We start from the raw sequence: 13,127 nt of genomic DNA, 5'->3' as shown, positions 1-13,127 counted from the left end.
GCCTTGCTACAATTAAATATAGCAAGGCTTTTTAAAGGTGTTTAATTTTTATTCATTTTAAAAAAAGAGAATTAGCCTTGAATTTAAAATTATAATCAGCTATACTGATTATATTGTTTATTGATTATCTTTGGAGGTGATATTACAATTGGAAAAATGGAATCAATCTTACGGTTTTTTGCTTGGGAAAGTTCTTCAGCAAATGGAAACTAAGTTCGCAGAAGGACTTGCTCCATATGAAATTAACTCTAGACAATACGGGGTTCTTTTATTTATTAATGGAAACCCGTACTCATCTCAAAAAGATATATCTGAAAATCTACAAATTGATAGGACAACAATGGTAAGCCATATCGATCACTTAGAAAGTCTAGGATTTGTTAAGAGGACACGGAATCCTAAAGATAGGAGGTCCTATAGCCTTTTGATTACACCAAATGGAAACGATGTCTTGGATTCATGTTGGGAATTTTTAATTAATACAGAATTAGAAGTTTTAGCCCCTTTAGATCATCAAGAAAGAATATTGCTCAAGGATTTCCTTATTAAAATTTGGTCTGCACTTTAAAAATTGGAGGTAATACATTTATGAAAGCACTTGATTATTTTAATGCACGTTTAGAAGGAACAATAAGCCCTATGGATTATTTGAAATCGGAACAAAATGATCCTGATAAATACTTTTTAATTGATGTTAGAAACGGTCCTAATCATGTAAGAAGTTTAACAATTAAGGATGCAAATATCATTCCACAACAAGAGCTGGCAGATCGTTTGAATGAAATACCTATGGATAAAGAAATTATTGTTTACTGTTGGGATGTATGGTGTAACACAGCTGCCAAAGTTGCAAAGTTTTTATTAGAACGTGGCTATAAAGTGAAAGAGTTGACTGGAGGGATTGCGGCATGGAAAGAAATGAACTTTCCTGTTTCAGATTCCTCTCAAAATAGTAATCTTTCTGATAGTTGTGGGTGCTGATTCAGCTGCAAAGTAAAAATTCTTAAATTGAATATCAAGACATGTTACAAATGTGATAGATGTTACAAACGTTATTTACGTTACATTCGTTATAGATTAGGTATTTAAAAATTAATATTGTAAACTCGGAGGTAGGTTCGGTGCGGTAAAGGTTTCCTCCCTTGGTATTTATCAAATTCTAAATATTAGGGAAAGACAGACCGACGATCGACCTGCGCTTGTCAGATTAGTTCGGAGCGTGACATACATGACCGGCCCATATTTTTTAAGAGATTAGGTATCTTAATTAATATAAAAGGCTAAAAATTAGAATAAGGAGTGCTTTTTATGTGAACTTCGTCCACTTTCCATAATTCAGTCAAACTTACTAAACGTGCACGGAAATGCACGAACACAATTCGATTACGATAATAACGTGGTGTAGCTCTGCCACGGTTGCTAGAAGTGAGCTAACTCGACAGTTTAAAACTTACCGCAGTTGACGAACACGAACCTTTATTCAAAATAAAGGTTTTTTATTTTTATTTCACCTTTAAATTAATTTGCTATAATTAATATTAGGAGGAATAAATTACATATGAAAAAGTATTTTTTTGTTAATTTCATAACGATCTTGGTGGTGATGTCTATATGTACTGGAGTAAATGCTGAATCAATAACAAATACCCAAGATCAACAGAAAATAGTAAGTCCATTAGAAATTACGCAAAAAACAGATAATGGATTATCTGTTAGTGATTTAGATGTAATTCTACTTAGATAAAAAAGTAGATAAATCTAAGGATTCGGATGTAGCTATAAAAGTAGCTATAATTGCGGGTATTTTTTCTATTATAGCTAATGTTGTGATTTATATATCTAATAAAAAAACCCGTGATTCAGCTGAACAATCATCTAAATCATCAAATGATGTTTTAGAAAAAATTAGTGTTGTTGAGTCTAAAACACAAGACAAACAAAGGCTAGTTGAGGTAATTAGTTCACAACGAGTTGAGTGGATAAACAATGTCAGAACTTTGTTTGCAGAATTCAACACCAACAGTTATATATTTACTTCGTCAGTTAGACAGTCAGAAGTACAAAAAATAAAGCCTAGTAGTGAAGTCAATTCAATTATTCCTAATCTCATATTTAATGTTGAAATGTTAGAGTTATATTTTAACCCTGCTGAAGTGGTTTCACAAAAACTTATTAAAGCATGTACTGATATTATTAACGAACTATCTAATGCTACTATAAAAATGACTTCCCCATACGAAGGTGCAATTTGGCCAGCGTTAGAAAGGAATTACAATATCAATAGATTGAATATACTCTATTACCAGCAAGTAATACTTAAATCTGAATGGAAAAGAGTTAAAATTGAAACTGACACTGGAAAACAGTTATCAAAAAAACAAATGTTAAAGATTTTTAAAGAAGTTGCTGAAGCTTTAAATGCTGATAAATACAAATTGCATTTAAAAGAAGAATTAGAAAAAAATTTAGAAAAAATTGAATTGGAGGAGCGCTATATGGGAGAATCTACAGAAATTAATAATTCTACTCAAAGTGAATTTATTAGCGATTTGGTATTACATATAAGTAAAGATGATAAGAAATTAAAAAAGTTCATAGATGAAAATTTATTCCCTTTGAATTCGAAAGGTAAAGGAGACATAACAATTAATAACAACATTAATGCTTTAAAAACTATGGATCCAAATCAACAATTATTAGTTAAGGGTAGGGCTAAACATTTTGAAGAAACAAACGATCCTTCAAAATATTTCCCTGCATTAATAGCTATGATAGCAATTTTATTGCCTGTTTATGCACTTATTAATCAATTAACTGTAGATAAAACCCTTTCTCAAACTATCATAATATTTTTTAATATTTTTTTATTTTTGGGGACATTATTATATGTTGCAAGATTGTATTTCAATTCTGTTAGAATGCGTTCTTCAGCAGTATATTTTAATTCTTTGGTAACAAATATAAAATATGATAATGAAAAATAATAAACATCCTTCGGGATGTTTTTATTTTGCCTTGAAAACTGCATCAAACAGCCAAAACGCTTTGTGATGATAGGGTTGAGTTTGGTGTGGTTTTGAGAGCAAAAAGTTATTACATATATTTCTTCTCCTGGTTTATGATTGGGCTAAGGAGGTAAGAGTTTTGAAAAATATAGAAAATACTGGTCTTGTTTAAGGGTTTAGAAGGAATTTCCATTTTTGAGTCGAATAATGACATAAAGAGGGAGAGTGATTTGAATGACTGAACAAACGAATAGTTCGGATCAGAGTATTTTCATTAGCGATTTAATCGAAGCGACAAGAGGGAAAGATCAGGAATTGAAGAAATTCATTGATGAACATTTATACATAAAGAAATCCCCTTTCGGCATTGAAAGAATAAACAAAAATATAGAGTATTTAGAAACTTTGGATTCGACCCAACAAGCGCTAGTTATAGGGAGGAGTGCCGATTTTAAAGAATCTAACGACCCTTCAAAATATTTCCCTGTACTAATAGCTTTTTTTGGATTTATCATTTCGCTTTATCAATTACTAGATAAGTTCACTGGCACTGTTATTTATTCATTTATGGTAACCTTTGTATTGTCCATTTATTTCACTTGGATAATGATTCGTGCTTTTTCAACATATCCGACAGCAGCATATTTTCATTCTATGGTAACGAACATAAAATTTGAAAAATAGTTTAAGCATCTCTTAGGAGGTGCTTTTTCTATACCTAAAAACAAACTAAGCAACTAGCATAATGGGGTGATTACAAAACAAACAAATGATGGAGGTGGTGGTGTATGAGATATGGCTAGACCAAGGAATCCGAAACGTGATGAAGCGTTTCAAATGTGGGTTGAAAGCAAAGGGAAAATACTCTTGAAGGATATTGCCGAGCAGTTGAATTTATCCGATTCGCAAATCCAAAAGTGGAAGAACTAAGATAAATGGGATAACCAATTGAAAGGTAACGTTACTAAATCCAATGGTAACGTTACTAAACGAACACGAGGTGCACCTGTTGGTAACAGCAATGCTAAGGGCCATGGTGCACCTAAGCAAAATCAGAACGCTGTTACACATGGCTTCTTTCAAAAGTTTCTACCAGAAGAAACGCTCGAAATTATGGAAGCGATGAACGAACGTTCTCTATCCGATTTAATCTGGGATCAAATACAGATTCAGTATGCTGCTATTATTCGAGCTCAACGTATTATGCATGTTGAATCAAAAGATGAGATTATAAAAGAGCTAAAACGAGAAAAGGTGCAAAGTGGTAAAAATCCTTCGCACGAAACTGAATACAACTTCCAATTTGCATGGGAGAGACAGGCGCAACTACTCACTGCTCAATCAAGAGCAATCGGGGAGTTGCGTTCTTCTATTCGTCAGTTTGTGGAAATGGCAGATCAGGATGATGAACGACGATTGAAGCTAGAGCAGATGCAGTTGAATATAGAGAAAACAAAAACATCTATTGAACTATCTAAGATTGCTATTCAAAAAGAAAATGGCGAAAATGAGGAAATTGAAGATGATGGCTTTATCGAAGCATTAGGGGCAACTGCTATTGAAGTATGGAGTGGTGAAGATGCTTAAAAAGTTGAAGGCTTCCGTCTTCAAATTCAAACCATTTTCACAAAAGCAGAAGAAAGTTTTAACCTGGTGGCATAGAGATTCGCCAGTAAGGGATAAGGACGGCATTATTGCAGACGGGTCCATTCGTTCAGGTAAAACCCTCTCCATGTCCTTATCGTTTGTTATGTGGGCCATGGCATCTTTTAATAATCAGAACTTCGGTATGTGTGGTAAAACGATAGGCTCGTTTCGTCGTAATGTTCTGTTTTGGTTAAAACTGATGTTGAAAGCACGAGGGTATGTGGTAAAGGATCATCGGGCTGATAATTTGCTTACTATCTCAAAGGGAAGTAAAGTAAATTATTTTTACATTTTTGGCGGTAAAGATGAACGATCACAAGATTTAATTCAAGGTATTACATTGGCTGGTGTATTGTTTGACGAGGTAGCCCTTATGCCTGAAAGCTTTATTAATCAGGCCACAGGACGATGTTCAGTGGAAGGCTCGAAATATTGGTTTAACTGTAACCCAGAAGGACCATATCATTGGTTCAAGGTAAATTGGATTGACAAGATAAAGGAGAAGAATCTAATCCATTTGCATTTTACAATGGATGACAATCTCTCTTTGTCAGTATCTGTTAAAGACCGATACAAACGCATGTATAATGGTGTATTTTATCAACGATTTATTTTAGGGGCATGGGTACTTGCTGAAGGGATTATTTACGATATGTTTGATGAAGTGCTGCATGTTGTAAAAACAGAGCCTCGTCATTATACAAAATATTATGTCAGTGTCGACTATGGCACGCAGAACCCTACAACGTTTGGTTTGTGGGGTTTTTATAATGGTGTTTGGTACAAAGTCAAAGAATATCATTACGATGGTCGAAAGAGCAGTAAACAAAAAACAGGTTCAGAGTATTATGCGGATTTAAAACAGTTTATAGAAGGTCTTGAGAACCTTCATGGGGTTATTGTTGACCCGTCTGCCTCTTCATTTATCACATTATTAAAAAAGGATGGTGTAAGAGTGGTAAAGGCGAAAAATGATGTTTTGGAGGGGATACGGAATGTTGGAAATGCACTTACTAACGGATTGATTTTATATAACGACTGTTGCAAAGAGACATTCCGGGAATTTAGCTCTTATATTTGGGATGCGAAGGCAGCGGATCGAGGCGAGGACAAGCCAGTTAAACAAAATGACCATCAAATGGACAGTGACCGATATTTTGTAAACACGGTGATCTTTAAAAAAGGTGGCTTATCTGTTCTTAAGTGAGGTGATGACATGCTAATTGAAGACCTATTTCGACCACGTTGGCATGAGCAAATGGAAGAGGTGATAAAAAACATGATTGCTAGTGTGATCAAGAATGAACAGGTCATACTCAATGAAATAAAGGCTTGGGAAAAGTCAGAAAAACGTAAGTTAATGATTATTGGGGCTAAGTATTATAAAGGCAAAATGGACATCGAAGAAAAGAAACGTGATGTTGCGTGGAAGTCTAATTTAAAGCTGGTGCATGGCTATGTGAAGAAACTTGTAGACCAAAAGGTTGGATACACGCTCTCCAAACAGCCATCAGTAACGAGTGAAAATAATAGCTACCAAAAAAAGCTCAATGATATTTTTGATGCAGGTATGATTAACCGTTTACGAAAAATAGGTAAGGAGTCCATCAATAAAGGTGTTGCGTACCTCCATCCGTATTTTAACGAAGATGGTCATCTGACTTTTATACGTTTCCCGTCAGAGCAAGTGATTCCTTTCTATGCGGATTCTGAAAATATGAAAATCGAGTCGTTTTTAAGAGTGTTTGAAGTGGATCATTACGAAGGTACAACGAAAAAAACGTTGAAGAAGGTTGTTCATTATCACAGTCAAGGTATTGACCATTTTGTTTTAGAAAGTGCAACACTCGTTCTTGATATTCCAGCAGGAGGAAAGCAAGGATATCACTTCTTATTTGGCGAACAGCCAGTATTGTGGGAGAAGGTACCCCTTATCCACTTCCGATATAACGAAGAAGAACAACCGTTGATTGAACAAATTAAGTCATGGGTTGACAACTACAATACACAAGCATCGACGAATGCAGATGTACTTGCGGATATACCCAATTTCATCTATAAGCTGATTAACTATGGAGGAGTGGATTTAAAAGGATTTCTCCATGATCTCAATGTGTATCGGGCAGTCAAAATTGACGAGAATGGCGACGTTGATAAACTCACTGCTGATATTCAAACGGAGGCTACTGAAAAAGAGCTAGAACGTACTCGTAAGGCGATATATGAGCTTGGTAGAGGTGTCGATACGCTAAATGAAAATTTAGGGAATGCATCAGGTGTTGCACTTAGATTTCGTTACAGTGATTTAGACATCGATTGCAATATTTTAGAAAGTGAAATGCAGTCCAGCATCGAGCATATGCTATGGTTTATCACTCGTTATTTAAAGATGATGGGTGAAGGGGATTTCACGAATGAAAAGGTAAAGTTTGTGTTTAATCGTGACATCATCACCAATGAGATGGAAGCTGTTGAAATGTGCGAGAAGTCAGTGGGAATTATTGATGACCAAACAAATCGTGAAAATCATCCTTGGTATACGCCAGAAGTTGAACAAAGACTTAAAAAGCAAAAGGAGGAAGAACAAAAGGAAATCGATGAGTACCAAGAGTCCTTCGAGAAGCAACGGCAGTCTCAAATGGAAGTGAAGGACAATGAGTAAGTATTGGGAAAGTCGTGCCGCACAACGTGAACTAGAATCACAGTTGATTGCTAGTAAGTACTTAGCTCGGATGGAAGAGCAGCTTCGAATGGGGCAAGCAAATATCATACAGCAAATTGAGGCATTCTATGCGCGATATGCAATAGATTATAAGGTTTCGTATGCAGAAGCAAAGCAGTATTTAACGGCAAAAGAGTTAAAAGATTTTCGCCATATCACCTTACAACAGTATAAAGCTCTTTCATTAGCTGGAAATCCTGAATACGACCGTATTTTAAATGCTATTGGGTATCGTGCCCGTATTTCACGCTTAGAAATGTTGCACTTACAGATTCAAATGCAAATGCTAGAGCTATATGGTAGTACAAACGGTTTACAAGCTTATTCGTACACAGGGTTATCAGAAGTATATGAAAACGCTTATTACAAGGCACTTTTTGATATTGCTACATTTACTGCTGTTTACCAACCTGTCAGCAAGCTGACAGACGATGTGATGAAAGAGGTACTCACATATAACTGGTCGGGTAAAGAGTTCTCGAAGCGTATTTGGGGTCATGAAGCAAAGACAATGGCTGTGATAAAGAAAGAGTTGGAAAGATCATTTAAGCAAGGTCGTTCATTGATTAAAACATCAAGAGCAATCAGTGAAGCAACTGACGTGGCGTTAAGTAGAGCACAAGCACTTGTAAGGACAGAAGCTAACTTTTTTCATGGCTTAGCAGCGAATAACGCTTATCGTGAAACTGACCTTGAGCGTTATCAAATACTAGCAACCCTTGATAACCGTACATCAGAAATCTGCAAAGCACAGGATTTAAAGATTTATTTAACGAAAGATTATAAACCGGGTACCAATGCACCTCCATTTCATACAAGGTGTCGAACGACTACCATCCCGTATTTTGATGAGTCGGAGTATATGGAAGGTGAAAAAAGGATAGCACGAGATCCCCTCACAGATGAAAAATACTATCAAGATGCTAATTTAACATATACAGAATGGTATCAAGTGTACGTTGTTGATAAATATGGTCAGGAGAAAGTTGAAACCTTTAAGAATAGACAACGTAATTTAAAAACTGACAAGGATCAATATCGTAAATATAAAAAAGTTCTAGGTAAAAGTGCACCAAAATCTTTTGAAGAATTCCAAGATATTAAGTATAGTAATGGTGACGAGTGGAATAAATTACAAGACAATCTGTATGTAAAAACAAAGTTACAAGACGGTACATTTGGAACGAAAATTAATCCAGAAAAACAAGCCCCTCATATGGAATCTACTCAGTTAAAAGGGAAAAGCTACTTCTTTGATGATGTAGATGTTCAAAAGTTGTTTGATAAGTATGCTGGGACAGGTGTTGTAGAAACAGACCGTAATGGAAGAAGGAAAAACACAGAAGTTGTTTTTGTCGATGATATAGTAGGTATAGCAGTTTCGGAACATGGTACTTTTAAAACAAATAAAATAAAAATACACCATTCTAAAAAACGAACGCATTTAGTGCCAATTAAGCCAAATAAGGAGGAATAAAAGTGGATATTTATAATGATTCGGGAGAGAAAATTAAAGTTACTTTTACTGATAACCAAACTTTAATCGGAATTGTTGATCATTGGACCTCTTCAGCAGACAGTGAAGATGATGTTCAAGAACTAACAATTAAACCTATAGAGGGTGAACTTAAGGGACGACTAGTGAATTTTAACGAAAAAGAAATAAAAAAAATTGAAATTATTGAGTAGAAGCACTTAACCATGATGATGGATTGAGTGCTTTTATTTTGGTCTTTTTAAAGGCTAGACCATAAAGAAGCGTACACCACCAACAGGCACAGACCTGTATAAAAATGTATGGAGGTAATAAAAATGGATTGGTTAAAAAAATTACTTAAAGATGCAGGTGTTGCAGATACTCAAATTGAAACGATTGTAGCGAATGTTACTAAGGAAGCTCCGAAGCATGTAGTACCAAAAGCAAAATATAACGAATTATCTACTGCTAAAAGCTCGCTACAAACGCAACTTAACGAACGTGATAAACAACTTGAAGAGTTAAAAAAGGTAGATGTTGAAGGACTTCAAGCAAAAATCATTGAATTGCAACAAACCAATAAAACCGTAAAACAGGAACACGAGCAACAGATGAAAGATGAGCGTTTGAATACTGCTCTAAAACTAGCACTTCACAGTAATGTGCATGATACAGATCTTGTAATTGGACTTATCGATAAGGCGAAGATTGAATTAAGTGAAGATGGAAAAATAGTAAAAGGACTTGATGAGCAACTGAAAACGTTGCAGGAATCAAAGTCTTTTTTATTTGTGCCAGAATCTCAAACATTGCCGAAAGGTACAAAGCCTGCTGAAAGTAAAAAAAGTGATAAAGATGAAGGTTCAAATGAAAATTATGGAAAGTGGATTGCAGAAGAAGTGTTAGGCAATACACAATACTTAGCTGATGCGCGTAAGTCTTACTTTCAATAAGGAGATGACTTGGAATGAGTAAATTCATTGAAACAACTTTTACAAACAAAAAAGAAATATTAAAATTTCCGGATCATTATGTGAACGTAGCGATTACTGTTTCAGATAAAGGCGTTAGTCCAAATGCAGAGGGCAAAAAGATTGTACCTGCTGGAACGATTTTAGGCGGTGGATTCCTTACAGATGAAACGGTAAAAGCGGTCAAAACGAATGGTGCAGGAGCTGAGGGGGTTCTTTTCAATGATACGGATGTTACTTATGGTCCTGCATCAGGTGCAGCATTAATCCACGGATTTATTGCACTGAATAAACTTCCTGAACAGCCAACGACAGAAGCTATTAGGGCATTAAAACAAATTACATTTTTGAAATAAGAAAGGATGATATTACATGCCAACAATTTTTGATTTAGTAAACGCCAAAAATATCGCGACTTACTATCAGAACAACCCATCAAATCGTATTCCTTATTTAGGGGCGACCCTTTTTCCGCCAAAGAAACAACTCGGTTTAGATTTAAGCTGGATAAAAGGCTCAAATGGATTGCCAGTCGCATTAATGCCATCTGAATTTGATGCAAAAGCAACAATTCGTGATCGTATTGGCTTTAGCAAAATTCAAACGGAAATGCCTTTCTTCCGTGAAGCAATGCGAATTGGGGAAAAAGATCGCCAAGAATTAAATAAATTACAGTCTTCCAATTTAGATGCTATGACGCAGACCATTATCGCCAACATTTATGATGATGCCACTAATCTTGTGAATGGTGCGAATGTTCAACCAGAACGAATGATTATGCAATTACTTTCTACCGGCAAAATTCGTATTACAGCTAACCGTCAAAATTACGACTATGACTACAAAATGAAAGATGAGCACAAAGAATCGTTAGCTGGTGATGCGCAGTGGGGGAATGTAGATGCTACACCGATTCTAGATATTATGAAATGGCAGGATACAGTAGAAGAGAATACGGGTACTCGTCCAAAAAACGCGATAATGACACGTAAAACATTTGGCTATTTGCTCAATCATCCAAGTATTCGTTTAGATATGAATCCGTTGGGCGGGGACTTAATTATCATGACGGATGCCATGTTAAAGCAATATTTACAAAATAAATTTGGTCTTTCTGTAGCGGTGTATAACAAAAAATACCGGGCTGAAGACGGCTCATTGCATAATTTTTATCCAGATGACTACTTTACATTGATTCCAGATGGCAATCTCGGTAGTACGTATTACGGTACGACACCAGAAGAATCCGACTTGTTAGCTGGACAATCTACTGCTGATGTATCGATTGTGAATACGGGTGTAGCCATTACGACGATTAAAGAACCGCATCCTGTAAATGTTGAAACGATTGTTTCTGAAATTGTGCTACCAAGCTTTGAAACAATCGATAATATTTTCATTGCGAAAGTAAACTAATGGCAGGTGATGGCTAGATGAAAACAATAGTGAAAGTAAAAGATGGTAGTTTCCCTGTTCGTTATGACAGTAAAAGGTATAAAGCTGGTGAAGAATTAGAAGTGCTTTCAGAACATGCAGACCATCCAGATTTTGAAGTGTTAGTAGTGATGGAGCCACCTAAAAGACGCAATACAAAAGCTACAGCGACCAAAGAGGCGGAGCCCAATTAGGAGGGTATAATTTGGACGTATTTGATATCATCATCAATAAAATGGAGCCAGATGTATTTACGGAAGAGGTACTACTGTTAAAAATAGAGGAGGTAGCACAAGCCATTAAAACGTATTGCAATCGAAGTGATATTCCAGATGATTTAATGTTTGTCCATGCGAATATGACACTAGATTTAATTCATCAGGAAATCAAATCGATGAATCCTGCTGATTTTGCCGTTGCAAAGTCTGTTAAAGAGGGTGATGTTGCAGTTGAATTTACTAGCAATACGACAACAAGTGAGCAAGCAACTGCAAGAGTACTCACGAACTATACCTCCCAGTTAAATCGTTTCCGAAAATTGAGGTGGTAGGATGACTATTCGAAAGTTAATGACGACGGCCACAAAGTCTGTTGAGCGATTATATGATCGCGTAGCAACAATCAAACGTTATGAGGAGTATGAAAAGCCAAATGGCGCTACAAGTCAACAATGGATTACGAAATATGCGAATATCCCTTGTCGTTTATCTACAGTAGGCATGCAGACGCTAAATAACGTGGTCCAAGGTGAAGCCAATCAAATTGTTTATGATGCGAAGCTAATCCTTTCTCCAACGGTGGATATTCTAGCTGGTGATGAAATAACGGTACAACTATTTGAAGATGGTGAATTGATGCTAAACGATGAATTTACTTCCGCTAAAGAATCATTCTTGTATGTTACACATCAAGAAGTGTTGCTGAAAAAGAAGGGCTATGCTTAATGGCTTTTGAGTTTGAAGAAGTAAAACAGTTAGCTGAAAAATTGAAAGAGCTCACCATTGCTTCTGGGAGAATTCATAAGAAAGTCGCGGAACGCATCGCTCAATTGGCGATTCGTAAAGTAAAAATGCTCACACCTGTAGATACCGGAGATTTGCGGAATAACTGGAAATATCACATTGTTAAAGAAGGCGATACGTATAAAATTGTTCTATATAATCAGGTAGAATATGCGCTGTTTGTAGAGAAAGGTCATCGTATTGTAATTGCTGGACGTACAGTAGGTTATGTCGATGGGCAATTTATGCTGGAACTTACAGAACAAGAGATGGAACGGATTGCACCACGGATGTGGGAACGAGAAATTGAAAAGGAGTGGAGGCGTATTTTAGGTGAATAGTGTAACAGAAGGCATCAAGTCACTTGCAATCATGCAAATACGTTCTTTGTATCCATCCATGCATGTATATGATAAACCAGTTAAGCAGGGCTTAAAAGTACCTGCTTTTTTAGTACGCATTTTTCATGTTCATCAGGAACGTGGGTTGAAGCACCAAGCCAATCGCACGTATTCATTTAGTATGGTTTATTTCCCTTCTACTGACGATGTAGATGAAGAATGCCTTGATGTATTAGAAATCGTACAAAACAATTTTAAATACCTTGCCGATCGGTTTCATGTACATGAAATAAGAGGTGAGATCGTTGACGAAACGTTAGTAGTTAATTTCCAAGTGAAGGCTAGATTACACGATATTTTAGATGAAGTAAAAATGAGAACATTGGAGGGCGTTGGATTTGACACAAGTGGCGACAAACAAACAGAACACTGTGAAGCAGCTAGGGAACAAAAAATTCTCGAAGGCTGCTTTTGTAGATAGTGCTCAATCTACAAAAGAGCGCTTGGAATATGAGGTTGTGCTACAAGA

Annotated in this window: 17 protein-coding genes and 1 pseudogene; all 18 read left to right on the top strand. The window is 36.0% G+C overall.

What is annotated here, in order from left to right; genetic code table 11:
• The first annotated feature begins 148 nt into the window (after positions 1 to 148).
• A complete protein-coding gene (locus MHH88_RS11915; protein ID WP_339258274.1) occupies positions 149 to 568 on the top strand; it encodes a MarR family transcriptional regulator in 420 nt (139 codons plus the stop codon).
• Positions 569 to 588: 20 nt separating this feature from the next.
• Positions 589 to 981, top strand: coding sequence for a rhodanese-like domain-containing protein (locus MHH88_RS11910; RefSeq protein WP_339258272.1), 393 nt, complete (start codon positions 589 to 591; stop codon positions 979 to 981).
• 577 nt (positions 982 to 1,558) lie between these two features.
• Positions 1,559 to 1,744 (top strand): hypothetical protein, encoded by a 186-nt coding sequence (locus MHH88_RS11905; RefSeq protein WP_339258270.1) that lies wholly within the window; start codon positions 1,559 to 1,561, stop codon positions 1,742 to 1,744.
• 82 nt (positions 1,745 to 1,826) lie between these two features.
• Positions 1,827 to 2,984, top strand: coding sequence for a hypothetical protein (locus MHH88_RS11900; RefSeq protein ID WP_339258269.1), 1,158 nt, complete (start codon positions 1,827 to 1,829; stop codon positions 2,982 to 2,984).
• A 255-nt stretch (positions 2,985 to 3,239) separates the two neighbouring features.
• Positions 3,240 to 3,689 (top strand): hypothetical protein, encoded by a 450-nt coding sequence (locus MHH88_RS11895; protein WP_339258267.1) that lies wholly within the window; start codon positions 3,240 to 3,242, stop codon positions 3,687 to 3,689.
• 111 nt (positions 3,690 to 3,800) lie between these two features.
• A pseudogene (gene terS / locus MHH88_RS11890) lies at positions 3,801 to 4,592 on the top strand (phage terminase small subunit).
• A complete protein-coding gene (locus tag MHH88_RS11885) occupies positions 4,585 to 5,859 on the top strand; it encodes a PBSX family phage terminase large subunit (RefSeq protein ID WP_339258265.1) in 1,275 nt (424 codons plus the stop codon). The pseudogene terS and the gene MHH88_RS11885 overlap by 8 nt, the downstream one beginning before the upstream one ends.
• A gap of 9 nt (positions 5,860 to 5,868) precedes the next feature.
• Positions 5,869 to 7,314, top strand: a complete 1,446-nt coding sequence (locus tag MHH88_RS11880; RefSeq protein WP_339258263.1) for a phage portal protein — start codon at positions 5,869 to 5,871, stop codon at positions 7,312 to 7,314.
• Positions 7,307 to 8,851: a polymorphic toxin type 50 domain-containing protein gene (locus MHH88_RS11875; RefSeq protein ID WP_339258261.1), complete on the top strand. Its 1,545-nt coding sequence runs from the start codon at positions 7,307 to 7,309 to the stop codon at positions 8,849 to 8,851. Before MHH88_RS11880 ends, MHH88_RS11875 begins: the two co-directional genes overlap by 8 nt.
• 2 nt (positions 8,852 to 8,853) lie before the next feature.
• Positions 8,854 to 9,063 (top strand): hypothetical protein, encoded by a 210-nt coding sequence (locus MHH88_RS11870; RefSeq protein ID WP_339258259.1) that lies wholly within the window; start codon positions 8,854 to 8,856, stop codon positions 9,061 to 9,063.
• A 123-nt stretch (positions 9,064 to 9,186) separates the two neighbouring features.
• Positions 9,187 to 9,804, top strand: a complete 618-nt coding sequence (locus MHH88_RS11865) for a phage scaffolding protein (protein WP_339258257.1) — start codon at positions 9,187 to 9,189, stop codon at positions 9,802 to 9,804.
• Between the two features lie 14 nt (positions 9,805 to 9,818).
• Positions 9,819 to 10,178 carry a hypothetical protein gene (locus MHH88_RS11860; protein ID WP_339258255.1) on the top strand — a complete coding sequence of 120 codons (360 nt, stop codon included), beginning with the start codon at positions 9,819 to 9,821 and terminating at the stop codon, positions 10,176 to 10,178.
• A 16-nt stretch (positions 10,179 to 10,194) separates the two neighbouring features.
• Positions 10,195 to 11,238, top strand: a complete 1,044-nt coding sequence (locus tag MHH88_RS11855) for a major capsid protein (protein ID WP_258842881.1) — start codon at positions 10,195 to 10,197, stop codon at positions 11,236 to 11,238.
• 17 nt (positions 11,239 to 11,255) lie between these two features.
• Complete coding sequence (locus tag MHH88_RS11850) at positions 11,256 to 11,450, top strand: hypothetical protein (RefSeq protein ID WP_229386861.1); 195 nt, start codon at positions 11,256 to 11,258, stop codon at positions 11,448 to 11,450.
• A gap of 11 nt (positions 11,451 to 11,461) precedes the next feature.
• Positions 11,462 to 11,806: a hypothetical protein gene (locus MHH88_RS11845; protein ID WP_339258253.1), complete on the top strand. Its 345-nt coding sequence runs from the start codon at positions 11,462 to 11,464 to the stop codon at positions 11,804 to 11,806.
• Position 11,807: 1 nt separating this feature from the next.
• Positions 11,808 to 12,200: a hypothetical protein gene (locus MHH88_RS11840; protein WP_339258251.1), complete on the top strand. Its 393-nt coding sequence runs from the start codon at positions 11,808 to 11,810 to the stop codon at positions 12,198 to 12,200.
• Positions 12,200 to 12,598 (top strand): HK97 gp10 family phage protein, encoded by a 399-nt coding sequence (locus tag MHH88_RS11835; RefSeq protein WP_258842878.1) that lies wholly within the window; start codon positions 12,200 to 12,202, stop codon positions 12,596 to 12,598. Before MHH88_RS11840 ends, MHH88_RS11835 begins: the two co-directional genes overlap by 1 nt.
• Positions 12,591 to 13,079, top strand: a complete 489-nt coding sequence (locus MHH88_RS11830; protein ID WP_339258249.1) for a DUF6838 family protein — start codon at positions 12,591 to 12,593, stop codon at positions 13,077 to 13,079. The genes MHH88_RS11835 and MHH88_RS11830 overlap by 8 nt, the downstream gene beginning before the upstream one ends.
• Positions 13,080 to 13,127 lie beyond the last annotated feature (48 nt).

Source organism: Lysinibacillus sp. FSL K6-3209 (genome assembly GCF_037976175.1).
Lineage (GTDB): Bacteria > Bacillota > Bacilli > Bacillales_A > Planococcaceae > Lysinibacillus > Lysinibacillus sphaericus_D.
The sequence above is the reverse complement of the archived record's forward strand: the minus strand, read 5'-3'. Positions and strand labels throughout refer to the sequence as shown.